Origin of the sequence: Affinundibacterium macrobrachii (genome assembly GCF_014652415.1) — a bacterium.
In the GTDB taxonomy this organism is placed as follows: domain Bacteria; phylum Pseudomonadota; class Gammaproteobacteria; order Burkholderiales; family Burkholderiaceae_D; genus Undibacterium; species Undibacterium macrobrachii.
The window spans coordinates 307,731-331,251 of sequence record NZ_BMYT01000002.1 but is presented as its reverse complement, the minus strand read 5'-3'; the positions used below and the strand labels follow the sequence as shown (position 1 = coordinate 331,251).

19 protein-coding genes are annotated in these 23,521 nt (G+C 45.0%); 14 read left to right on the top strand and 5 right to left on the bottom strand.

Annotated features, from left to right (window positions below; translation table 11 throughout):
- Positions 1 to 37 precede the first annotated feature (37 nt).
- The 7 genes from rsmB (at position 38) to IE103_RS07170 (ending at position 7,810) form a co-directional block, all read left to right on the top strand.
- Entirely contained in the window at positions 38 to 1,489 is a 1,452-nt protein-coding gene (gene rsmB / locus IE103_RS07200; RefSeq protein WP_189345365.1) for a 16S rRNA (cytosine(967)-C(5))-methyltransferase RsmB, read from the top strand.
- Positions 1,490 to 1,523: 34 nt separating this feature from the next.
- Positions 1,524 to 2,177, top strand: coding sequence for a DUF4390 domain-containing protein (locus IE103_RS07195; RefSeq protein WP_229827160.1), 654 nt, complete (start codon positions 1,524 to 1,526; stop codon positions 2,175 to 2,177).
- Positions 2,174 to 4,537, top strand: a complete 2,364-nt coding sequence (locus IE103_RS07190; RefSeq protein WP_189345364.1) for a sensor histidine kinase — start codon at positions 2,174 to 2,176, stop codon at positions 4,535 to 4,537. Before IE103_RS07195 ends, IE103_RS07190 begins: the two co-directional genes overlap by 4 nt.
- 111 nt (positions 4,538 to 4,648) lie before the next feature.
- Positions 4,649 to 5,371 (top strand): response regulator, encoded by a 723-nt coding sequence (locus tag IE103_RS07185; protein ID WP_189345363.1) that lies wholly within the window; start codon positions 4,649 to 4,651, stop codon positions 5,369 to 5,371.
- Positions 5,361 to 5,756, top strand: coding sequence for a GTPase (locus IE103_RS07180; protein WP_189345362.1), 396 nt, complete (start codon positions 5,361 to 5,363; stop codon positions 5,754 to 5,756). Before IE103_RS07185 ends, IE103_RS07180 begins: the two co-directional genes overlap by 11 nt.
- Before the next feature lie 128 nt (positions 5,757 to 5,884).
- Positions 5,885 to 6,142, top strand: coding sequence for a BTH_I0359 family protein (locus IE103_RS07175; RefSeq protein WP_186891486.1), 258 nt, complete (start codon positions 5,885 to 5,887; stop codon positions 6,140 to 6,142).
- A gap of 474 nt (positions 6,143 to 6,616) precedes the next feature.
- Positions 6,617 to 7,810, top strand: a complete 1,194-nt coding sequence (locus IE103_RS07170; RefSeq protein ID WP_189345361.1) for a M20 aminoacylase family protein — start codon at positions 6,617 to 6,619, stop codon at positions 7,808 to 7,810.
- A 160-nt stretch (positions 7,811 to 7,970) separates the two neighbouring features.
- Here the strand turns inward: IE103_RS07170 and IE103_RS07165 are convergent, their stop codons facing one another.
- From IE103_RS07165 to IE103_RS07155, 3 genes are all read right to left on the bottom strand, one after another.
- Positions 7,971 to 9,626: a methyl-accepting chemotaxis protein gene (locus IE103_RS07165; RefSeq protein ID WP_189345360.1), complete on the bottom strand. Its 1,656-nt coding sequence runs from the start codon at positions 9,624 to 9,626 to the stop codon at positions 7,971 to 7,973.
- Between the two features lie 246 nt (positions 9,627 to 9,872).
- A complete protein-coding gene (locus IE103_RS07160; RefSeq protein WP_189345359.1) occupies positions 9,873 to 11,399 on the bottom strand; it encodes a YifB family Mg chelatase-like AAA ATPase in 1,527 nt (508 codons plus the stop codon).
- A gap of 37 nt (positions 11,400 to 11,436) precedes the next feature.
- A complete protein-coding gene (locus IE103_RS07155) occupies positions 11,437 to 11,679 on the bottom strand; it encodes an accessory factor UbiK family protein (protein ID WP_189345358.1) in 243 nt (80 codons plus the stop codon).
- Between the two features lie 417 nt (positions 11,680 to 12,096).
- Here IE103_RS07155 and IE103_RS07150 point away from each other — a divergent pair, with 417 nt between their 5' ends.
- Genes IE103_RS07150 through IE103_RS07140 form a run of 3 tightly spaced genes read left to right on the top strand, consistent with a single transcriptional unit; the run spans position 12,097 to position 14,844 of the window.
- Positions 12,097 to 12,855: a TorF family putative porin gene (locus IE103_RS07150; RefSeq protein ID WP_189345357.1), complete on the top strand. Its 759-nt coding sequence runs from the start codon at positions 12,097 to 12,099 to the stop codon at positions 12,853 to 12,855.
- 47 nt (positions 12,856 to 12,902) lie between these two features.
- A complete protein-coding gene (locus tag IE103_RS07145) occupies positions 12,903 to 13,241 on the top strand; it encodes a P-II family nitrogen regulator (RefSeq protein WP_186891440.1) in 339 nt (112 codons plus the stop codon).
- Between the two features lie 16 nt (positions 13,242 to 13,257).
- A complete protein-coding gene (locus IE103_RS07140) occupies positions 13,258 to 14,844 on the top strand; it encodes an ammonium transporter (RefSeq protein ID WP_189345356.1) in 1,587 nt (528 codons plus the stop codon).
- Positions 14,845 to 15,081: 237 nt separating this feature from the next.
- Here the strand turns inward: IE103_RS07140 and IE103_RS07135 are convergent, their stop codons facing one another.
- Positions 15,082 to 18,000 (bottom strand): ATP-binding protein, encoded by a 2,919-nt coding sequence (locus tag IE103_RS07135; RefSeq protein WP_189345355.1) that lies wholly within the window; start codon positions 17,998 to 18,000, stop codon positions 15,082 to 15,084.
- A gap of 199 nt (positions 18,001 to 18,199) precedes the next feature.
- Between IE103_RS07135 and IE103_RS07130 the strand changes: the two genes are divergently transcribed.
- The 4 genes from IE103_RS07130 to IE103_RS07115 all read left to right on the top strand — a co-directional run bounded on the left by IE103_RS07130 (position 18,200) and on the right by IE103_RS07115 (position 22,506).
- Positions 18,200 to 19,666, top strand: coding sequence for a DNA-3-methyladenine glycosylase 2 family protein (locus IE103_RS07130; RefSeq protein WP_189345354.1), 1,467 nt, complete (start codon positions 18,200 to 18,202; stop codon positions 19,664 to 19,666).
- A 21-nt stretch (positions 19,667 to 19,687) separates the two neighbouring features.
- A complete protein-coding gene (locus IE103_RS07125) occupies positions 19,688 to 20,170 on the top strand; it encodes a methylated-DNA--[protein]-cysteine S-methyltransferase (RefSeq protein ID WP_189345353.1) in 483 nt (160 codons plus the stop codon).
- 296 nt (positions 20,171 to 20,466) lie between these two features.
- Positions 20,467 to 21,033, top strand: a complete 567-nt coding sequence (locus IE103_RS07120) for a phasin family protein (RefSeq protein WP_189345352.1) — start codon at positions 20,467 to 20,469, stop codon at positions 21,031 to 21,033.
- Positions 21,034 to 21,330: 297 nt separating this feature from the next.
- Positions 21,331 to 22,506, top strand: a complete 1,176-nt coding sequence (locus IE103_RS07115) for an acetyl-CoA C-acetyltransferase (RefSeq protein WP_189345351.1) — start codon at positions 21,331 to 21,333, stop codon at positions 22,504 to 22,506.
- Between the two features lie 96 nt (positions 22,507 to 22,602).
- On the opposite strand, the gene IE103_RS07110 is transcribed toward IE103_RS07115, so the two are convergent.
- A complete protein-coding gene (locus IE103_RS07110; protein WP_189345350.1) occupies positions 22,603 to 23,514 on the bottom strand; it encodes a M48 family metalloprotease in 912 nt (303 codons plus the stop codon).
- Positions 23,515 to 23,521: the final 7 nt, after the last annotated feature.

Here is a 23,521-nt window from a genome sequence, read left to right as displayed (position 1 = left end):
AATCGAATTTAAATAAGTAAAGAATAATGGAATTCTTATGGTAGAGCCGAGCAGAAAAATATTAACGCGTCCAACACGCAAAGCATCGCAAGCGCAGCTTAGTAAAGAACCTATTCAGTCAAAAACTGCAAGCAAGTCGACGAAACCAATTCAGTCAACAAAGCCAGTGCAGCCCGAGCCAGAAACTTTGCAGATTAAATCAGATTCTTTGGCATTTAGTTTAGCTGGTGCTGCACAAGCCGTTGCTTATGTTTTAGAAGGCGTCGCTTTACCGCAGGCATTATCGAGAGTTTTTACACAAACAGATGCTAGCCCACAAGCACGTGGCGCGATTCAAGATATTTCTTATCGCACTATGCGACAAATTGGTCGTGTAGATGCCTTGATTTCCTTAATGACTTCAAAAGCACCAGAACCACCGGTACTTTATGGACTGTTGTGCTGTGCTTTGAGCTTACTCGTCACAGAAGATATTGAAGAAGCGCCTTACGACGATTTTATTGTGGTTGATCAAGCTGTCAACGCAGCAGCCTCTTCACCTAATATGATCTTCGCTAAAGGTATGGTTAATGCAGTTCTGCGTCGATTTTTGCGCGAGAAAAATGAACTATTACCGATTGTCGTGAAACAAGCTGCAGCGCGTTGGAATTATCCACAATGGTGGGTTGACCAATGTAAAGCCGCCTATCCACAAGATTGGCAAGCGATTTTAAATGCCGCTAGTACGCCGCCGCCCATGACCTTGCGTGTCAATCAAAGAATGAGCTCGGTTGAAAATTATTTGGAATTGCTTAAACAAGCGCAGATCGAGGCAAGCCAAATTGGCCCTGTTGCGATTCGCTTACGTAAAGCGATGCCGGTACAAAATATTCCAGGGTTTGCCCAAGGCATGGTGTCGGTGCAAGACGCCGCTGCACAATTGGCTGCACCTTTGTTGGATCTACAAGATGGTCATAAAGTATTAGACGCATGTGCCGCACCCGGCGGAAAGACCGGACATATTCTGGAATTGGCAAAAGTCGATTTATTGGCACTTGACGTTGATGTTAAGCGTTTAGACAAAATACATGAAAACTTGGCGCGCCTCCAATTGTTTGCCACTATCAAAGAAGGAGATGCGAGTTGGTCGAATTGGTGGGATGGTCAACAATTTGATCGAATTTTGGCTGATGTGCCTTGCACCGCTTCGGGCGTTGTGCGTCGTCATCCCGATATACGTTGGTTGCGTCGTAAAACCGATGCGGCACAATTAGCAGTCACTTCGAGTCGTATTTTGGATAACTTATGGCGCATGCTAAAACCGGGTGGAAAGTTATTGCTAGCGACCTGTTCAATTTGGCCGATTGAATCGGAAAATCAAGCAAAGGCATTTGCACAACGACACGCAGCAATTCGCTTGGATGCACCTGGACAGTTACTACCAACGTCAGAAATCAACAACGAACACGATGGTTTGTTTTACGCCTTGTTTCAAAAACCAGAAGTTTGAAACTTGTTTCAAGTTATGATGTCAATAAGACTTGTTGAGTTTTAATAATTTACTATTTATTGAATTACTTGGTTTAGGAATTTCTGGTTTTCACATGTTCAAAGGCTTGATCCATATTTCGAGATCAATATTTCTTGCATGGGCGCTGATGTGTTTCGCGCCCATGCTGTTTTCGTCCGCCTATGTTCAAGCCGCTGACGTTGAAGTAATGAATGCGAAACTGGAAAGCACCGATGAAGGCTACCGCGTTTTTGTCTCATTCTCTTTTGAATTGGGATCGGATTTAAAGAATGCGATCAACGAAGGGATTCCAGTTTCCTTTACGGCAGAGGTTGAAATCAATCGACCACGTTGGTATTGGTTCGATGAAAAAACAATACGTTCTTCGCAGACAGTCAGAATTCAATATGATTTGTGGCGACGTCAATATACTGCTGCGGTGAATGGTGGTTTAAAACAGAATTTTGCTAGCTTAGAAGAAGCGATGGCTTTAGTGTGGCGTCCACGGCGCTGGCTAGTAGCCGATAAAAAAGCGCTAAACCCGAGTGCTACCTACAATGTTGCTGTGCGCCTTAAACTGGACAGCAATCAATTATCAAAACCCATGTTAATAACTTCGTTTAGCAATAGTGATTGGCGTTTGGCCTCTGAGTGGAAACGATTTACGTTCAAGGCTGACGACAAGTGACAAGATTTTTGCGGCAAGGTTTGGTGATTGGCGGCGTTCTGATGAGCGTCTTGTTGTTCATCTTGATGACAGCGACAGAAAACTCAAGTCGTTTTCGTGCCATCAATGAAAATCTGCCTTTGCTATTAATGGCGAATGCGGTGGTTGCTTGCGGCTTATTAGCGATGGTAACCACCTTGCTGTGGCAATTGATACGCCGTTATCGTCAACGCGAATTTGGCTCGCGGATTATGACGCGATTGGTGATTCTATTTGCATTGACGGGGATTTTGCCGGGCTCTTTGATTTATCTGGTGTCAGTGCAGTTCGTTACCCGTTCGATTGATTCGTGGTTTATCGTCAAACTCGATCCCTTGCTAAATTCTGGTGTGAACTTAGGGCATACGGCTTTAGATTACACTTTAAAAGATCTCGAAGGTAAGGCACGTAGTATGGCGAATCAGCTTGCTGATATTGCCGATAGTTCGATGTCATCTTCTTTGCCTATCCGCTTATCTCGTTTGCGCGAACAAATGCAGGTGAAGGAAGCCACCATTGTTAGCCACCGTGGGCGCGTGATTGCGACATCGAACGAAAACCCAGGCGTGTTGGTGCCAGAGTTACCCACCGCAGGCATGATACAAACGGTGCGTGCCGAAGGTAAGTATTCGCAATTTAGTAGTCATGTAGACCATGCTGGCGAAGATGCAACCCGTAATTTGTTTACCGAAGCACACCAACATACTAATACCGAAAACAGTAACCAAGAATTTTTGCGGGTGATTATTCCTCTGCAATCTTCGGGTATTGATTCTCGCTTTCAAAAAGAACGAAACTATCTACAAGTTATTCAAGCGGTCCCTGAATTACTAGATACGCAAGCAAAAGTATTTACCAACGCGATTGCGGAACATCGGGAGCGATCTTCAAGTCGTAATGGTTTGAAGAATATGTACTTGGTCACCTTAACTTTGCTTCTTTTGTTTGCGATTTTTGGCGCTATTACCGCAGCATTTTTTATCTCTGGTGAATTAGCTAGACCGCTTTTATTATTGGCTGAAGGTACCAAAGCGGTCGCAGAAGGCAATTTGTCGCCCCGCCCTATCACTACCACCTCAGATGAATTAGGTAGCTTGACGCAGTCGTTTAATACGATGACGCATCAATTATTTGAAGCCAGATCCGCGGTAGAAAAAAATCGTAATGAACTTGAAAACGCCAAGGCTTATTTAGAGTCGGTGTTAGGTAGTATGTCTGCCGGTGTGATGGTGTTAGATCAAAATGCTTGTCTGGTGAGTTGTAACCATTCCGTTGAGCGAATTTTACGACGTGCCTTGGATAAAGAAATCGGTAAACCTTTATCGCAGATTCAAGGGCTACAAGTATTTGCGGCAGCAATTGATAAAGCATTTTCAGAACAACATGCACAATCGGCTGGCGGTCCCGAACAAGAACATTGGCAACAACAAATCGAATTGCCTAGTTCGATTTTTGAAGGAATTAATGAAGGCGATAAATTAGTCGCTAATAGCGAAGAAGAAAAAGGCGTTACCTTATTGGCGCGCGGCTCACATCTTCCAGTCAATTCCGGTGTCGGTTATGTGATCGTTTTCGACGATATTACGAACATCATTTCAGCGCAACGCTCGATTGCGTGGGGTGAAGTAGCACGTCGATTAGCGCATGAAATTAAAAACCCCTTAACGCCAATTCAGTTGTCAGCAGAACGTTTGCAAATGAAATTGGTGGATAAATTAAACGAGCTCGATGCGCAATTTTTGAGTAAGAGTACGACCACCATCGTCAATCAAGTGACCTCGATGAAGCGGATGGTGGATGATTTCCGTGATTACGCCAAAATACCGCAAGCAGTTTTGTCAAAGATTAACTTATCTGCCTTAATTGATGATGTTTTGCATTTATACTTATCGGGTGATGGACGCGATATTATTCACTTACAAATCGCTAATGATTTGCCTTTAATCATGGGGGATGGGACCCAGATTCGCCAAGTCATACATAACTTGCTCCAAAATGCACAGGATGCGGTGAGTGAAAATGTAAAATCTGGACAGATTCCTCGCATCGATGTGATTGCTGAAATCGTTCATTACATTAGCGCTGATAAAACAGAGCGAGTCGCTGTGCGTTTGTCAGTGATCGATAATGGACCAGGGTTTTCCAATAAAATATTGGCTCGCGCGTTCGAGCCCTATGCCACTTCTAAACCGCGCGGTACAGGTTTAGGTTTGGCGATGGTGAAAAAAATTGTCGATGAACATGGCGGTAAGATCGATATTCAAAATCGAACTGATTCAAACGGTGCCAAAGTTTCGATTTTGCTGTTAAAGTTAGCACCAGATGTAAATACCTTAGTATGATGCGAGGTTTGATCTCATCAAGATAAAACTAAGGTCAAAAATAGTTCAAGAGCTTCCTTAGAGAAGAATGACATCACGTAAATATAGCGGAGTAGGGTTTAGGGTAGATTTATGGCAAACATATTAGTCGTCGATGACGAAATGGGAATTCGAGAGCTACTCTCGGAAATCTTGGGCGATGAGGGACACGTCGTTCAATTAGCAGAAAATGCACAACAAGCTCGCGAAGCAAGAGCGCAATCGCGCCCTGACTTGGTTTTGTTAGATATTTGGATGCCTGACACCGATGGCGTGACTTTGCTAAAAGAGTGGCAGCGTGATGGTTTGTTGACGATGCCAGTAATTATGATGTCGGGTCACGCTACGATTGATACTGCGGTTGAAGCGACCCGTATCGGCGCGCTCAATTTCTTAGAAAAACCAATTGCCCTGCAAAAGTTATTAAAAGCGGTACAGCAAGGATTGACCAGAAATATTGAAGTACCACGTCCAGTGGTGCCTGTTGCACGCGTCAATGTATCGGAAACTACTTCTAATGTCGTTGCCACTACACAGTTCTCAGCGACGCCAGCCAACTATGAAAATCGTGATTTCTCAATGGGAAATCACATGCTGCAGAACCATCAACATTCATTTAATAATTTATCTTTTGATTTGCCTTTACGCGAAGCGCGTGATGCATTTGAACGAATTTATTTTGAATACCATTTGCATCGCGAAGGTGGGAGCATGACTCGTGTTGCTGAAAAAACCGGCTTAGAGCGTACCCATTTGTATCGCAAACTGAAGCAATTGGGCGTTGAATCTGTGAAATATGGTAAGCGTGGCGAGTAAGCTTGAGTCAACTAAGCTTACTAGATTAACCATTGTTGCAGGAGGTAGTTATTCTGAGCGAGAAGCTTGGATAACTACCGAGCTACAAAAACTCTGCGCTGCTGCAGAGTATCAAAAATATGGTGTATTGCTAGAAGGATTGCCGACTGGTTCCATGTCTTTGCAAGCATCATCACATATCAAATTGGAACGGATCGCACCAGGCTGCTTTTGTTGTATCGGCCAGATTGCCATGCGTGTGACCTTAAATCGCTTATTGCGCCAAGGGCTTAGTCATTTGTTTATCGCTATGAACGATGCAGAACATTTGCCCGCTCTGAATACTTCCTTATCAAGTCCAACTTACGCGCGCATTTTGCAGCGCAAAAATGAAATAATACTTTGAGCTAAAGTTCAGCCATTTCCTTGCCGTAACTATTCATACGGAAGCAGATTCGTCTAGCCTCCAAAAATCGATCAAAAGCACCTTGGTTTGTTCTTGAATAGAGATAAATACCAGCGAGGAAGAACAAAATGAATATTATTTATAACAGCGACCAATACAGCGTGGTCGAGTTTGGTGCACAAACAGATCATGAAGTATTACGTTTTGGTGGATACGAAATTACCGATAAATCCGTGCGCCGTGAATGCTTTATTGGTGGGATTCAGGCCGAGACCTTCCGTCACGATGTACAAGAATTGATTTCAAATGAGCCTAGCATAGAAGAAATTGACGAGTTTCTTGCTAAATTTGATTCCTATATGGGACAGGCTGTTTTGTTGCACTAAAATCTCATTTTTTCTCGAATAATCGACAGCGCCAATTGATCAATTGGCGCTGTTTTCTTTTGGTCAATTGAATCGTAAATTGTTGCGGCGAAAAAAAAACCCGCTAGCCTAGGCTGCGGGTTAAGTCCAAACCTTTAAGAGGTGTTGGAGGAGACAGGAGTTACTTTATCGCAGTGCAGCAAATAAGTCTGCTTGATTTTTCGTATACCAGATATAAACCAAATATATATCTTGCTTTTTTATTGTTCATTCAGCTATTTTCTCTAACTGTTTTTAATTTTCTGTCTATTTTCTTTATCTTTCATCTAGCATCTTCGCTTTCGTATTTCGATTTGCCTCTACACCCAGTTTCTATTCCTAATTTCTCGCGCCTCATTACTTCCTTGATAGTACCCAAATCAAGCTGCATTGTTTTTAAGGGAAATGCTTTACACTTTAGCTCTGTATTCGCATAAAAGCAGTCTGGAGATAAGCATGAAATTATTTGACCCTATTCTACAATTCCAACAAGAAATCCAAGCAATTCGGCGAGATATCCATGCACATCCTGAATTGTGTTTTGAAGAATTTCGCACCGCTGATGTGGTTGCGCAAAAGCTAGAGGAATGGGGAATTCCTGTGATTCGCGGTATGGCTGGCACCGGTGTGGTCGGCGTGATTCAGCGCGGTTCTAGCTCGCGTGCTTTGGGTTTGCGTGCGGATATGGATGCCTTGCCTATGCAAGAGATCAATCAGTTTTCTCATACATCAAAACATCCAGGAAAAATGCACGCATGCGGTCATGATGGACATACCGCGATGCTATTGGGTGCTGCACGTTATTTGCAGCAAACGGGCGATTTTGATGGCACGGTTTATGTGATTTTCCAGCCAGCGGAAGAAGGTGGTGGCGGCGCACGTCGGATGATTGAAGATGGTTTGTTTACGAAATGCCCGATGGATGCGGTATTTGGTATGCATAATTGGCCGGGAATTGCGGCTGGTCAATTCGCTGTGAAGACAGGCGGGATGATGGCTTCGTCTAACGAGTTTGAAGTCACAGTACTTGGAAAAGGTGCTCACGCAGCACAACCGCAAAAAGGCATTGATCCAGTCATGATCGCAGTCCAAATTGCGCAAAGTTGGCAAACCATCGTTAGCCGCAATGTCAATCCTTTAGAACCCGCAGTATTATCTTTGACGCAGATTCATTCGGGTAGCGCGACCAATGTGATTCCTGACGAGGCTAAATTAATCGGTACCGTCAGAACCTTTAGCACTGATGTGCTCGATTTAATTGAGCGACGTATGGAAACCATCGCAAGATCTACGGCAGAGGCTTTTGATGCGCAAATTGAATTCAAGTTTCAACGCAACTATCCGCCATTAATCAATCATGTGAATGAAACCGAATTTGCGATACAGGTGATGCGCGATTTGGTCGGTAGTGATCATGTCGATACACAAGTCGAAGCGACTATGGGTGCCGAAGATTTTGCTTACATGCTGCAAGCCAAGCCTGGCTGTTATGTGTTTTTAGGAAATGGTACGGGCGATCATCGCAGCGCTGGTCATGGTTTAGGACCATGCAATCTACATAATCCAAGTTATGATTTTAATGACGACCTGTTACCGATTGGCGCGAGTTATTGGGTCGCTTTGGCACAAGCATTTTTGAAGGCCAAATAAAATAGTATTGCTCAAGCTAGGTTGTACAGAAATTTGAGGCTGTCGTTGTTGAGAGTTGTGTGCCTCTAATTTTCTCATAAAATTTTCAATAAAAAAGCCAGCATATTCCATAGAGATACGCTGGCTTTTTTTTGGGGGCTAGAAGTACTAGCAGTTCGATTTAAAACTCTTCCCAATCATCATTTTCTTTTTCCGTTTTGGTATTGCTTGCTGACGGCGCAGCAGCGATTCTGACTGGTGACGCTTTGTTACTTGGTTTGACTGGTGCGGCACGACTGGCTGGTTTGGCCGAGTTGTGTGTGTTATTCAACTTAAAGACGTCCAAGGCTTTGGTCAACAAATCCGCTTGTTCTTCTAATGACTCTGCAGCGGCCGCAGCTTCTTCAACCAATGCTGCATTTTGCTGCGTCATTTCATCCATTTGATTAATTGCGGAACCGATCTCTTGAATGCCAGTACTTTGTTCCTGACTTGCTGCGGTAATTTCCGACATGATGTCACTGACGCGGCGAACAGACGCAACGATTTCTTCCATGGTCTGACCTGCTTGATCGACTAGAGTAGAACCAGTCGCGACCTTATCCACTGAGTCACCAATCAAGGTTTTGATTTCTTTTGCCGCTGCCGCGCTACGTTGTGCCAGACTGCGAACCTCAGACGCAACCACCGCAAAACCACGACCTTGTTCACCTGCCCGAGCCGCTTCAACTGCCGCATTCAATGCCAAAATATTGGTTTGAAATGCAATGCCATCGATCACGCTAATAATGTCGACGATTTTCTTAGACGATTGGTTAATGTCATCCATCGTTGTGACGACTTGACTAACCACATCACCACCCTTCACTGCCACTTCTGACGCGGTTTGTACCATTTTGTTTGCTTGGCGGGCATTGTCCGCATTTTGTTTAACCGTTTCGGTCATGGTTTCCATTGAGCTGGAAGTTTCTTCTAAGCTGCTGGCTTGAGACTCGGTACGAGAAGACAAATCTGTATTGCCCGAGGCGATTTCTGCACTTGCTACTTTGATCGTTTCAGCTGAAGTCTTAATTTCAGAAACCATATTTTGCAAACGGCTTTGCATTTCAGCGAGTGCCGCCAACAAGCTGCTTGTGTCGCCTCGCTCGACCTCGATATGCATGGTCAAATCGCCCGACGCCACTGCCGAGGCAATTTCTTGTGCGTATTCAGGCTCGCCACCTAATTGCGCCCATACTGTGCGAATGATGAAGTAGGAGACTACACCGAGTACCAGAATGACGATCAAACCCGCGATAATCACTGTCCATAACACGCGGCTCACATTATCTGCACTGCGATCAACGCCGGCGGTGAACTGTGCTTGTGCTGTATCAACGGTCTTCTTTAAATCGTCCTCTAGTACTTTTAATGAGGATTGCATTTGTCCAATCGCAGCCTGCGGATCACCTTGATCGACCCCGAGCATGATCTTGGCAACCGAAATCGCTGGTGTGTAATACGCGTCAAATTCTTTTCCTAAGCGGTCGCCCAAGGCTTGCTGACCCGGTAGGCTGGCAAGGTTCTTAAACTTCTCTTTAACTTTCTTCGCGCGCTCAGCAATGACATCTAAACCTTTTTTATCATCTTCACCAACGGCTTGTTTGAGCGCGTCGACGATGCCCTGCACATCCGCTTGGATATTTTTTGATCGATCTAGCACCGGATAATCAATCGTTTCCGTAGTTTTGATGGACTTCATCGCTGTCGTCGAAAAATAGACACTGGCCGCAATACCAACACCAAAAATCACGGTCGCGATGACAGGAAGGGCCCAAATTCTGCGTTTGATACTCATGTAGAAACCTCGACTTATGTTGTAAAAAACTGTCGGCGTCTATCGTTTTCCGACCTTAGCTAACAAGCTGCACAATCGTATTTCGTGAAAAAGAGAATTTGCTTAGTTTATTTCTGCTTAGAAAAAGAGAATTGAAGCGAGCGAGAAGGCGAATAATAGTAGCGGTAATGTGTGCCTTATGTACTTACCGTTAAGTAACAGTGTAAGCCAAAGTTTTGAAAATTGCGAAGCTCTTATTGCTGGAAGTTAATGTTCACGCAAAGCACGTCGATACTGTATCGCTTCCGCCACATGCGCCGGTAATATACTTGGAGAGTTTGCTAAATCTGCAATGCTGCGGGCGACTTTTAAGACGCGGTGATAGGCTCGCGCCGACCAATTTAATTTGAGCATCGCACTGCGTAGTAATTGTTCTGTGGCTGCGTCGGCAGTACAAAACAAATCGATTTCTTTGGTGTCGAGTAGATTATTGGATTTGCCTTGCCTGTTGATTTGCCGATGAAATGCTGATTCGACACGAGCTTGAATAGCTGCATTATTCTCGCTTTGATGAGAAGCAAATAACTCATCTTGTGGCAGCGCTTGCACAACAATTTGCATATCAATGCGATCGAGTAAAGGACCCGAGATTTTTCCTTGATATCGCAACACAGCGTCGGGCGTACAGCGGCACTTATTATTAGTATGACCGAAGTAGCCGCAAGGGCAAGGGTTCATTGCCGCAATTAACTGAAAGCGTGCGGGGAAACTAGCTTGTTTGGCAGCGCGCGAAATATGAATTTGGCCTGACTCCAAAGGTTCGCGTAATACCTCTAATACTTTGCGGTCAAACTCTGGTAACTCATCTAAAAAAAGGACGCCATGATGCGCTAAAGATATCTCTCCAGGTCGAGGTGTTCCACCACCACCGACCAAAGCGACCGCAGAGGCAGTATGGTGCGGATTGCGGTAGGGGCGTTGCTTCCATCTTGCCAAACTAAAGCCATTACTGAGTGATTGCACTGCGGCAGATTCAAGCGCTTCTTGGTCTGTCATGCCAGGTAAGATTCCGGGAAAACGGCTCGCCAGCATCGATTTACCTGTTCCTGGTGGCCCCATTAGCAAGATACTGTGCCGCCCTGCTGCCGCTACTTCTAGGGCGCGTTTGGCTTGGGTTTGCGCTTTCACATCGCTGAAATCAGGATAGCTAATCGTATTTTTATGTGGCTGACTTTGATGCGGTGAAATTTTCGAATCTGGATCACGAGCTGCAAAATGGGCGCAGACTTGTAGCAAAGATTCGGCGGGATAGATTTTTGCATCACTGACTAATGCGGCTTCCTCAGCATTTTGTTTTGGAAGCATAAATGCGCGTGCTGCGGATTGATTGCGCTGCGCACTTTTGCAAATCGCGAAAGTCATCGCAAGCGCACCGCGGATAGGCCTTAGTTCGCCAGAGAGTGACAATTCGCCAGCAAACTCATACTGGTCTAATGCATCGTCAGGAATTTGGCCTGATGCTGCCAAAATTCCTAAAGCGATTGGTAGGTCAAAGCGTCCCGATTCTTTGGGTAAATCGGCAGGCGCTAAGTTGACGGTGATACGCTGTGCCGGAAAATCAAAACGGGCGTTTTGTAACGCGGCTCGAACCCGATCTTTGGATTCTTTAACTTCGGTTTCAGGTAAGCCAACAATCGTAAATGCGGGGAGACCATTTGCAAGATGGACTTCGACAGTGACTTCTGGTGCATCCATGCCATTTAAGGCGCGACTTTTAAGAACTGCGAGTGCCATCCTGTTTGCTTATCCCATAATAGAGACGAGCGTGCTGCTATTCGTCTCGTAATTGTGCTTCCAATTCAGCAATTCGTAACTCCAAAGCTTCGAGTTTGCTGCGCGTTTTTGCTAACACCTGCGCCTGAATATCAAATTCTTCACGTGTGACCAAATCGAGTTTGGCAAAACCTTGCGACATCATTGCCTTCAGGTTTTTTTCGATATCTTTGGCAGGTGAATTTTCTAAAGCCTGTTGCATCTTGGCTTGCATATCATTAAAAAATTGATTCGGTTCCATGAGAGCTGTCCTAATGTGAATTGGTAGGCCTTAATGCATGACTACCAGTGGATGGAAAATAGAAAAGTGCTTTTCCGGTGCATTATAGGTTTTTCTCAACATGAATTTGCGTCATTTTAGTGCGAGAAATAAAAAATTAGTATAAATAAATGCAAATAAATTACTCTAGTTAAGAAGTTTGTTTGTTCATGGAAATCCGCAATTTTCTTCACGCACCTCAGGCGTAATAGGCCAAAACAGGCGAATTCACGCCTCTCTAATGGTTGACGCTCACCTTTCCCACTGAAAATCAATCTGAATTTGCGCACTGCAATAAAGCTGGCACGAGATCTGCTAGTAAGCAAGAAAGCGTTCAACTTCGCGCCACCAATTTTCGAACTAACACGAACTGATATTTAACTAACTGAGGGAAGCGCCATGAAAAAGATTTTATTCTGTGCAGCAATGAGTAGTTGTTTTGCTAGTGGTTTATTTGCGAGCAATGTCTCAGCTCAAGAAGCAAAGCCTGAACACGAAGTGAGTTTTAATTTGGGTGCGGTTAGCGATTATCGCTATCGCGGTATTTCGCAATCTCGTTTGAAACCTGCATTACAAGGCGGTGCTGATTACGTTAACAACACCCACGGTTTGTATGCCGGCACGTGGTTATCAACGATTAAATGGACTAAAGACGCAGGTGGTAGCGGCGAAATCGAAATGGATTTGTATGCGGGCAAACGTGGTTCGATCACCAATGATGTGAGCTATGACGTCGGCGTTTTGTCTTATGTTTATCCCAGTAATGGATTAAAAAATGTGGCTGGATTTGTCGATGCCAATACGACGGAAATTTACGGCCAAATCAGCACAGGTCCAGTCTATGCAAAATATTCTCACTCTGTGACGAATTTGTTCGGCTTTGTTGATAGCAAAAATAGTGGCTACTTGGACTTAGGCGCGAACTTGGACATGGGTGAAGGTTATACCCTGAACTTGCACTACGGTCGTCAAACCATCAAAAACAATTCCTCCTACTCGTACAACGATTGGAAACTCGGCGTGACCAAAGAATTGGTCGGCGTCAATTTTAGCTTAGCAGTCATTGGTACCAACACTGATGTTAAGTACTACTACACACCCGCAGGCAAGTTCACTGGCAAAACCAGTTTAGTCCTGTCGGCAGTAAAAGCATTTTAAGTTCTAGTTCAAATCGAAGACCAAACTAAAACATTACCGAGACCATCATGAAACTGATAACGGCAATCATTAAACCATTCAAGTTAGACGAAGTGCGTGAAGCACTTTCTGAATTAGGCGTACAAGGTATTACTGTGACTGAAGTCAAGGGCTTTGGTCGTCAAAAAGGGCATACCGAACTTTATCGCGGTGCCGAATACGTCGTCGATTTTTTGCCTAAGACAAAAATCGAAGCTGCGGTGGAAGATAACATCGTTGATCGTGCGATTGAAGCGATCGAGACAGCGGCACGTACAGGCAAGATTGGCGATGGCAAAATTTTTGTCTATTCCTTAGAGCAAGTCGTCCGTATTCGTACTGGCGAAACTGGCAATGAAGCACTTTAATCGACGAGAGTAGAAAATGAAAAAACTATTGAAATCTCTTGCCGCCTTTGTTTGTGTGCTGGCGATGGCGCAAACTGTTTGGGCAAATACCGAAGATTTAGCGGCCAGCGCGAGTGCTGCTGCGAGTGTGACATCTGCAGTTGCTGAAGTCGCAGCTGCATCGACAGCAAGTGCGACTACGAGCAGTGAGTCTGTTGCTGCAAGTGGCGCAAATGTTGCAAGCGTAGCTCCTGCCGTAGCAGAAGCTGCACCAGCTGCCGCTGCACCTGCGCCAACCGCAAATAAAGGCGATACCGCATGGATGCTGGTGGCTACTTTATTAGTGACAATGATGGCGATCCCAGGCTTGGCGCTGTTTTACGGCGGCTTAGTGCGTGCCAAAAATATGCTTTCTGTTTTATTACAGGTGTTCATGATTTTTTCAGTGATCGTTGTGCTTTGGTGTATTTACGGTTACTCACTTGCGTTCACTGAAGGCAGTCGTTTTATTGGAAAATTCGATCGCGTCTTACTGCAAGGAATTTGGGATCCTGTACAAGCAAGTTTCACGAGTGCAGCGACTTTCTCTAAAGGCGTAGTGATACCAGAGTTTGTTTTCGTCGCATTCCAAGCGACTTTCGCAGCGATCACTTGTGCCTTAATTATTGGTGCGTTTGCGGAACGTGCAAAGTTCAAAGCGGTATTGGCATTTGTCGTGATTTGGTTCACTTTCAGCTACTTACCAATCGCACACATGGTATGGTTCTGGACAGGTCCGGATGCGATCAAAGACGCTGCGACATTAGCGACAGAAACCGCAAAAGCGGGCTTCTTGTTCCAAATGGGCGCTTTAGATTTCGCTGGTGGTACTGTGGTTCATATTAATGCAGCGGTTGCGGGTTTGGTTGGTGCTTTCATGATCGGTAAGCGCGTCGGTTACGGTAAAGAAGCGATGGCACCACACTCTTTGACTATGACCATGATCGGTGCATCATTGTTGTGGGTAGGTTGGTTTGGTTTTAATGCAGGATCTGCTTATGAAGCCAATGATATTGCGGCCTTAGCTTTTGTGAATACCTTATTGGCGACAGCGGCTGCAACAGTATCTTGGGTTTTCGGTGAATGGATGAGCAAAGGTAAGCCATCGATGTTGGGTGCTGCTTCTGGTGCTGTCGCTGGCCTAGTCGCGATTACACCAGCATGTGGTTTCGTTGGCCCTATGGGTGGTTTATTGATCGGTTTGGCTTCTGGTATCGTTTGTTTGTGGGGTGTGAATGGTCTCAAACGTATGTTGGGCGCGGACGATTCTCTAGACGTATTCGGTGTTCACGGTGTCGGTGGTATCTTAGGTGCTTTACTGACAGGCGTGTTTGCGTCACCTGCATTGGGCGGCCAAGGTATTTTTGATTACGTTGCCAACAAAATGTCCGCAGACGCCTACAGCATCGTTGGTCAAGTCACGACTCAGGCAACAGCAGTTGGTGTGACAATCATTTGGTCAGCTATCGTTTCTGTGATCGCTTACAAATTGGTCGATTTGGTGATTGGTTTGCGTGTGGCGGAAGATGAAGAACGTGAGGGTTTGGATATCACTAGTCATGGTGAATCCGCTTATCACTCTTAATGAGGTGATGCGAGTGTGATTCAGAGTTGGGTGAAGTAACCGACTCTGAATCCTATCTCGAACAGAGTTTTAAAATGCGTTGCGCAGTGAGTTTTGAAATCCGCCTTGAAAGACCTTTTGGATGATGTTCTAAACTCAAATTCATTGCTACCGCGTATATCCAAAAACAATTCGATTTGTACCGTTTCTTGGTGGGACTTCGCGCCTCTCAGTAGCTTGGGAGGCGTTTTTTTTATTTCAATCCACACATACTGGTAATTGCAGGGTGATTTTTGTTCCTTCGCCAAGCTTACTATCCACCTTGATCGTACCGCGTAGCAAATCTGTGACGATGTTATGCACGATATTTAAACCTAAGCCGCTGCCGCCGTGCCCTAATTTAGTAGTGAAAAACGGATCGAACACGCGTCGCAAGTGTTCAGGGCGAATGCCATTACCATTATCGCTAAAGCATATCTTGATATGTTTGCGATCGGTCAGTTTAGCACTTAGTTGCATGATGCCAGCATCGCGACCTTCAAAGCCATGTAAAAGTGCATTGTTGATGAAATTGGTAATCACCTGACCATATGGGCCTGGATAACTATCAATTTCGATTTGTTCTGGGATATCAATCAACAATTGGTGATTCTGTTTATTGATCCGACTTTGCATGGTGCGCACGATTTCTTGACTGGTTTTTAGCAAATTAAACGAACGACGTTGCTGGCTAGTTTGATCGACCGACACTTGTTTAAAGCTACTGACCAAATCACTCGCGTTTAATAGGTTTCGCATCAACATTTCGTTGGCTTCATGTAAAACACTGGTGAAATGATTAAAGTCCGAACGCTTTAATTGGTTCTCGGTATAAAGACGAATAAATTTGTTTGAGCTTTCCTTTAAGGTTGTTGCCGTGAGCAAGCAGTTTCCTAGTGGCGTATTGATTTCATGCGCTATCCCAGCAACCAGAGCGCCTAAAGCCGCTAATTTTTCTTTCGACATTAGTAGCTGTTGTGCCGAAGATAGTTGTTGATAGGTATCGGCATTATCGAATGCGACCGCGGTGTAAGCAGCGAGCGTCGTCAACATATCAACGTGCATGCGTTCAAAAGCGTTACGCTGCGAGCTTTGCATCGAAAGTAAGCCAAGCAATCGGTCTTTAACAATCAAAGGCACATAGATCAAAGAGAGCGGCGCAAAATGGATGTCTTTATTATCGAGAGATTCTTCGGCAAACAGTTTATCTAAGCCATCGATGCCGATGTAATGTAAGTAGTCTTCATGCACATCATTGATGTAGATTGCTTTTTTATGTTGAATACACCATACCGATAATAAATCAGGATCTTGCAAATCGCGGTGATAGGGCAATAGATCTTTGCCGTGCAAAATATTGCAAGGAAAGTCGATCAAGCCTTGTTCGGCCTTGTACACACCGACCGATAAAAATTCTGCAGGCATCAGTTTATGCACATGTTGATACAAGGTACGAATAATGCCTTCACGGTCAAGTTGAGAAGTAATCTCTCTACCGATTTCACTGAGAATAAAAATATTTTGGTGGGCGGTTCGAAGCAGCTCGGTTCGTTCTTGTAACTCTTGAGTACGTTCTGCAACGCGATTTTCCAAACGACTTTGCGCTTTGCGATGTTCGTCTAGACTTAAGATTTGTTGAATTAAATTGGCGATATGGCTACCGAATAAAAGATCTTCGCGCGACCAATTTTTTCTTTGGCCTGCTTTACCAAAACTAATCACGCCAATTTGATTGCCATGCAAACGCACGGAAATCTCTAGTAGTGAACACAGCGCTAATGGCTGATATAGAGCGCTCAGTTCAGCAGCCGCTGGGTGGATGCGCAAATCATGTATGGCAATCGGCGTGTGCAAGTTTTGCACTACTTGAAAATATTTGAGAAATTCCTGCGGTTCAAGAATTTTTCCAACTCCGAAACCCAAAGAAGTTTGCTTGGTGAGTTCTTCAGGATGTTCATTCGCAGAGCTATTCGCCAACATTTCGCAGCGTAATTTCTGCCCATCTTTCAGCCATAAGCAGACGGTATCAATTTCCAAAATATTGATTGCTTCACTGCCGACATAATTCAACGCTTCGGATAAGCTCTTATTTTCTAATTGGCTATTCGACGATAAATCAAGCAATAGTTCAACTGGAGGCTTTTTTGATAAATCATATTCACGTAGCGCACTGAATTGATCAATTACATTGACTTCGGCAATTTCAGTCGTGATCTGATGATGAAGACGCGCGTACTTCAGCGCCCATGCAGGTTCACCGTTTGCCTCATAGAGTGCGGAAAGTGCCTGACAACATTGCGCACTTTGTTTGCGAGAGCCAGTTTGTTCTGCGTACTGTAAAGCTTGAAGATAGATCTCGATTGCCTGTGCAGTTTGTTGCCGTTCAATGAAAATTTCGCCCAAAGTATTGAATGCCGCACTCAGTAACCATTGATATTTACATGCCTGTGCTAACTGAATCGACAATTGCACTTCATCGTAAGCAACTTGGGTTTGCCCTTGGCGTTGCGCTAATACGCCTAAATACCAATGCGCCTCAGCCACATACTCTGCAATATTGCCACACTCTGCATGTGCTAGCGCTTGATGAAATAGTTCTGTCGCTTGTTCGATCTGGCCCAACTGCATGCAATTGACGCCCAAATTAATCGCTTGCTTACTTTTGAGATAAGGGCGATCAAAGGTTTCTAGTTGGGAGCCTGCTTGTCGGTGGAAACTGGCGCCGGTTTCCCAATCGCCCATCGCATCATAAATCTGCCCAAGCCCGATACGGGCTTCAATCGCGACCTCGGTATCGTGGGTAATTTTGCAAAGATCGATACAACGCGTCCAAAAATAAATCGCCTCTTTATAAATGCCCTGTGTATAGCGAATGCGACCAAGGCAAAGCATGATGCGGCCCGCTTGATAGGTTAAACCTTGGTGCTCTGCGCTTTGTAGACCTGAATACAGCGCATCATTGAGGGTGTCTCCACTACCTAAACGTTCGCAAATAAAAAAACGGCGAACCAAGGCATTCAATGCCTGCGACAAACGTTTTTCTTGGTAGGCGCGTTGTTCTAACTTTAGAAATAGCGAAATCGCCAATTGCGGATGGCGTCGTGAGCATTCTTCTATGCGCTGGATAAGATCGTTCATGTGCTGCTTTTTTATTTGGCTAGTCCAACATTTGTTTGTCCGAAAATGGCTAGTCGCTTAGGATATTCGGGGTTAAGCTAACGAGCAACTGTTCTTACCTAATTAACTCTTGTGTGACCTTGTTGTCGATTTGACGAATTGTCTGCAATTTGGGTTCTTATTCGTTTTACCTATTTTGTTTCACTTGATAATAGAAAAAATGCAGCCGCACATTTCCGCACAAGATCATGATTTTTACCGCGCGCTTGCCGCAAAAGATGCACGCTTTGATGGCGTCTTCTTTGCAGGTATCACGACCACGGGAATTTATTGTCGCCCAATTTGCCGCGTCAAAACACCTCGTCAGACTTCCTGTGTCTTTTTTAGTTCACAAGCGGCGGCAGAAGCAGCGGGTTTTCGGCCTTGTTTGCGTTGTCGGCCAGAGTTAGCGCCGTATAACTTGCAACAAAATCTGGCGCACGCGATATGGCAAAAAATTAGTGCGGGCGCGTTAAACGAAGCAAGCGTTGAAACATTGGCTGAGCAGGTCGGTTTATCTTCACGTCAATTGCGGCGTGTCATGTTGCAGGAATTTGGTGTCAGTCCAGTTGAATTGGCACAGACTCAGCGCTTGTTATTTGCTAAAAAACTGATACAAGAGACCAAGCTAAGCATGACAGAAATCGCGTTTGCTTCTGGCTTTGGCAGCGTGCGTCGGTTTAATGCCTTATTTGAGGCACGTTACAAAATGTCGCCAGCCTCTATCCGGCGCACACAAACGCCTACTGAAAGTCAGCAAGGAATCAGCTTGCGTCTGGCATATCGACCACCGTATGCATGGGATCAGCTATTAACCTATTTACATGGGCGCGCGATGTTAGGTTTAGAACAGGTCGATCTACAACAAGCTTGTTACCGTCGTAGCGTGCAGCTAGATGGAAAAACTGGCTGGGTTGAGGTAAGTCACGCGGCCGATAAACAGCAGTTACTTTTGCACATCGCACCTAGTTTGAGTTCGGTTCTTTTGCCTTTGCTCGCAAGGATTCGTCAACAATTCGATGTCGAAGCAAACCCGATCGTGATCGCACAACATTTGCAACAAGATCTACTACTGGCACAGCAAATGAGTCGTACCCCAGGTTTACGGGTACCCGGAAGTTTTGATGCATTCGAATTGGCGATTCGCGCAATTCTTGGGCAACAAGTCAGTGTCGCTGGCGCGACCACGGTTGCCGGGCGTTTGGTGCAGAAATTTGGTGTTCCTATGCAGAGCCCTTGGCAGGGCATTTCGCATCACTTTCCCAGTCCCGATTGTTTAGCGCAATTGAGCGTAGAAGAGATCGCGACCATAGGGGTACCGAAGACACGCGCTGCGACGATACAGCAGTTCGCTGCATTTACCGCAGTGGGTGGTTTGCAATTTAAGCTTGGTATCAGCTTAGACGAGGTAATTCGAACATTAAAGGCATTGCCAGGGATTGGTGAATGGACTGCCCAATACATCGCCATGCGCGCCTTGCGTTTTTCCAATGCTTTTCCAGCGGGCGATCTCGGATTACAAAAGGCGGTTAGTCACGATCCATCGCAGATGGCCTTGCGCTGCACCGAAAAGCAACTACTTCAACGTGCCGAAGCATGGTCGCCGTGGCGTAGTTATGCCGCTCTGTTACTTTGGCAATCTTTATAACTTTGTTTTAGCGAATAAATTATGCCTAAAAAATTTCTGATTCATCCATCGCCATATGGACCGCTACGTTTGCTGGCGAGTGAGCTAGGCTTGGCTGGTATCTATTTTTCTGAACACAAGCATTTACAGCCAGATAGTGCTTGGCATGCGGATTCGAATGATGCTTTGCTAAAAGATGCTGCACAACAGTTAGATGCGTATTTTGCCGGTCAGTTACGTGAGTTTGATTTGCCTTTGGATCGCACACAAGGTACGCCATTTCAGCAAGAGGTTTGGCGAGCCTTGCAAACGATACCTTATGGCGAAGTGCGTAGTTATTCTGCATTGGCGCAGCAGATAGGCAGGCCTAAAGCAATTCGTGCCTTAGGTGTGGCAAACGGGCGTAATCCCTTATCGATCGTAATTCCTTGTCATCGAGTCATTGCCGCCAATGGTGATTTACAAGGCTATGCAGGTGGTTTAGAAAATAAACGGCGCTTATTATTACTAGAAAGTCGTCAATAAAAATCAGCACCAGAGTTGGGCATTCAATCGTCAAATAATGATTAATTTTTACTCACTTAATACGACCAGCCATACTTTGAAACAATCGGCTAAATCCTTGAAAAACAAAAGAAAATTATCGTAAAGCAAATAAAAGCACCCTCTCCGATAACAATTTTGATGCAATGCACAAAAAAAGCTTGACGCTTAAAAAATAGTCAGTAGAATGCGAATTGTTGCGGTGCACCATGTTTAAGATTTTTTGGACTCACTGCCGTTTTGATTCAAACTAAATCCTCAACTTATCGGAGAATTCCATGTACACAACACCAGAACAATTTATCGCTGCTACTAAGACTAGCTTAGAAGCGCAATTCGCTGCCATCACCGCATTGAACCAAAAAGCGTTTGAAGGTTTGGAACAATTCGTGTCCTTGAACGTGAACGCTGCTAAAGCAACTTTCGAAGAAGGCACAGCAGCAACACAACAGTTGTTGAAAGCAAAAGACGCACAAGAATTGATCGCTTTGGCTTCTGCACAAGCAAAACCAAATGCAGAAAAAGCATTGGCATATGGCCGTCACTTGGCAAGCATCACTTCAGCAACACAACAAGAATTCACTAAAGCAGTGGAATCTCATATCGCTGACACTAATGCAAAAGTTGTTTCTTTGATCGACGAAGTAACAAAAAATGCACCAGCAGGTTCCGAGCAAGCAGTAACAGCATTGAAAACAGTGGTTGGTAACATCAACGCAGGCTACGAACAATTGTCTAAAACAACCAAACAAGCTGTGGCAACTTTGGAAGACAACTTGGCGAATGCAACCAAGCAATTCACACAAGCTGCTGAAAAAGCAACCACAACTGCAAAAAAGAAGTAATTTAGCCGATCAGGGTGTGCTTAAACCACGCCCTAAACGACTAAGAAGTCGCCACGCTCGACCACAAGTACAATTGAACTTGTTTGAATCCTAGAAGTGGCAGCGCAAAAAAAGCTTTCTGAAAAGAAGGCTTTTTTTTCGTCCGCAATTTTTAGAAAAACCAGATTAGTTGCATAAAAAATCAGCAATTCTGACGCAATGCAATATTTTCCTAGCCAATTGCGTACGAAGCCGAACAGACTGGTGTACTCTTATGAATTCACCCCAACTTTGACTTAATTCTTTAGGGAGTTACACATGCAAGAAGTCGTAATCGTTGCCGCTGGACGTACCGCGGTTGGTAAATTCGGTGGTTCCTTGGCTAAAGTTGCCGCATCTGATTTAGGCGCGCATGTGATTAAAGCCTTATTAGCAAAAACTGGCTTGAGCGGAGAAGCCATCAGTGAAGTGATTTTGGGGCAAGTATTAACTGCTGGTGTGGGACAAAATGCGGCACGCCAAGCGGTGATTCGTGCCGGTTTGCCGAACATGGTCCCAGCCATGACGATTAATAAAGTGTGTGGTAGCGGTTTGAAAGCAACGCACTTAGCAGCACAGGCAATTATGGCGGGCGATGCAGATATCGTGATTGCAGGTGGTCAAGAAAACATGAGTGCCTCTCCACACGTGTTAGCGGGTTCGCGCGATGGTTTCCGTATGGGCGATGCAAAACTCGTCGACACGATGATCGTTGACGGCTTGTGGGATGTGTATAACCAATATCACATGGGTATCACGGCAGAGAACGTCGCAAAAAAACATGGCATTACGCGTGAAGAACAAGATGCTTTTGCTTTAGCTTCACAAAACAAAGCTGAGGCCGCACAAAAGGCCGGTAAGTTTGTCGATGAAATTATTCCTTACGAAATCGTCAGCAAAAAAGGCACGACCGTGTTCGATACGGACGAATTTATCAAACATGGTTGCACATTAGAATCCTTGGCGGCATTACGCCCAGCCTTTGATAAAGCGGGTACGGTCACCGCAGGAAATGCCTCTGGTTTGAATGACGGTGCAGCAGCAGTAATTATGATGTCCGCCAAAAAAGCAGCTGAATTGGGTTTGCCAGTGTTAGCAAAAATCAAGGCGTATTCATCCGCCGGTATCGATCCAACGATCATGGGTTTGGGGCCAGTGCCAGCAGCACAATTATGTTTGAAAAAAGCTGGTTGGACGCATGAAGAAGTCGACCTGATGGAAATCAACGAAGCCTTTGCCGCGCAAGCAATCGGTGTGAATCGTGAAATGGGCTGGGATACCAATAAGATCAACGTGAATGGCGGTGCGATTGCGATTGGCCACCCTATCGGCGCATCAGGTTGCCGTATTCTGGTGAGCTTGATTCACGAAATGATACGCCGCGATGCTAAAAAAGGTTTGGCAAGTTTGTGTATCGGTGGTGGTATGGGCGTTGCGCTGGCGATTGAGCGTTAATGCGTTGATCACATGTATTGATCACGATAAAGAACCTGCAAGCTCCAACTTGCAGGTTTTTTTGTACCGATTTAAGAGCGTATTTATTTGGGTTGTTTATTTCGGTGTTACTTTTAAGCGACCAATCAATTTTTCAAAGCGCCCTGGTAGCGCAGGCAAATTGTCGTAGCGATCAAAATCTTTACCCATGATTTGATCGAGTTGTGCCAAACGGTCATTCGGTTTTGGATGTGTTTCCAGCATCAATTGCAAGCTAGAGCTGTCTGAGGTGATACTTTGCAAGGTCTGTAGTGCCGCAGGCAAACCATATGGATCATAACCAGCTCTGGCAGCCAGTACGATACCAACGCGATCAGAATCAAACTCATCTTCTTTATCTAAACCCTTGCCGTAAATTTCTGTACCTGCACTAATTGCGCTCAATAAAAACTGATCTGTTTTGCCTGTTTTTCCTTTTGCATCCATAAACAAGCTTGCGCCCTCTTTGATGGCAAGGTTCCCACTGCTACTTTGAATCGCATTTAAATGATGTTTGCGTACAATGTGGGCAATCTCATGCGCTAACACACCAGCTAACTCCGCTTCGCTTCGTAATTTAAGCAGCATTCCTTTGGTGAGCACCACATAACCACCAGGTGCGGCAAAGGCATTGACATCATCATGATCGAGTACGGCAAATGTCCAAGGTAAGTCGGGGCGTTCGCTATGTAGACTAATCCAACGCCCGACTCGATTCACATACTGCTGGACTTCCTTATCCGCGACCAAAGGCGCTAGACTCATCAAATTGCTGGCTACACCTTGACCCAATGCGATCTCTTCTTGTTCGGTTAACGGAACGATAGCACTCTTGGTGTTTTTTAGTGCAGAAAAAGCTTTGCCTATGTCCAATTTAAATTGTGGCTCCGCTGAGATTTGCGCAGCAAATAGCAGACTGGCTAACAGGATAGTGATACGAATGGAGGGACGTACCGGTGAACGCACAGCTGAACCCACGGATGAACGCATGATTGGC

What these genes read in the sequence shown, in the direction of transcription:
- IE103_RS07110 (WP_189345350.1), bottom strand. Translation starts at nt 23,514, where the DNA reads ATGCGTTCATCCGTGGGTTCAGCTGTGCGTTCACCGGTACGTCCCTCC.
- IE103_RS07115 (WP_189345351.1), top strand. Translation starts at nt 21,331, where the DNA reads ATGCAAGAAGTCGTAATCGTTGCCGCTGGACGTACCGCGGTTGGTAAA.
- IE103_RS07135 (WP_189345355.1), bottom strand. Translation starts at nt 18,000, where the DNA reads ATGAACGATCTTATCCAGCGCATAGAAGAATGCTCACGACGCCATCCG.
- IE103_RS07145 (WP_186891440.1), top strand. Translation starts at nt 12,903, where the DNA reads ATGAAACTGATAACGGCAATCATTAAACCATTCAAGTTAGACGAAGTG.
- IE103_RS07125 (WP_189345353.1), top strand. Translation starts at nt 19,688, where the DNA reads ATGCCTAAAAAATTTCTGATTCATCCATCGCCATATGGACCGCTACGT.
- IE103_RS07120 (WP_189345352.1), top strand. Translation starts at nt 20,467, where the DNA reads ATGTACACAACACCAGAACAATTTATCGCTGCTACTAAGACTAGCTTA.
- rsmB (WP_189345365.1), top strand. Translation starts at nt 38, where the DNA reads ATGGTAGAGCCGAGCAGAAAAATATTAACGCGTCCAACACGCAAAGCA.
- IE103_RS07185 (WP_189345363.1), top strand. Translation starts at nt 4,649, where the DNA reads ATGGCAAACATATTAGTCGTCGATGACGAAATGGGAATTCGAGAGCTA.
- IE103_RS07175 (WP_186891486.1), top strand. Translation starts at nt 5,885, where the DNA reads ATGAATATTATTTATAACAGCGACCAATACAGCGTGGTCGAGTTTGGT.
- IE103_RS07170 (WP_189345361.1), top strand. Translation starts at nt 6,617, where the DNA reads ATGAAATTATTTGACCCTATTCTACAATTCCAACAAGAAATCCAAGCA.
- IE103_RS07140 (WP_189345356.1), top strand. Translation starts at nt 13,258, where the DNA reads ATGAAAAAACTATTGAAATCTCTTGCCGCCTTTGTTTGTGTGCTGGCG.
- IE103_RS07150 (WP_189345357.1), top strand. Translation starts at nt 12,097, where the DNA reads ATGAAAAAGATTTTATTCTGTGCAGCAATGAGTAGTTGTTTTGCTAGT.
- IE103_RS07160 (WP_189345359.1), bottom strand. Translation starts at nt 11,399, where the DNA reads ATGGCACTCGCAGTTCTTAAAAGTCGCGCCTTAAATGGCATGGATGCA.
- IE103_RS07130 (WP_189345354.1), top strand. Translation starts at nt 18,200, where the DNA reads ATGCAGCCGCACATTTCCGCACAAGATCATGATTTTTACCGCGCGCTT.
- IE103_RS07155 (WP_189345358.1), bottom strand. Translation starts at nt 11,679, where the DNA reads ATGGAACCGAATCAATTTTTTAATGATATGCAAGCCAAGATGCAACAG.
- IE103_RS07165 (WP_189345360.1), bottom strand. Translation starts at nt 9,626, where the DNA reads ATGAGTATCAAACGCAGAATTTGGGCCCTTCCTGTCATCGCGACCGTG.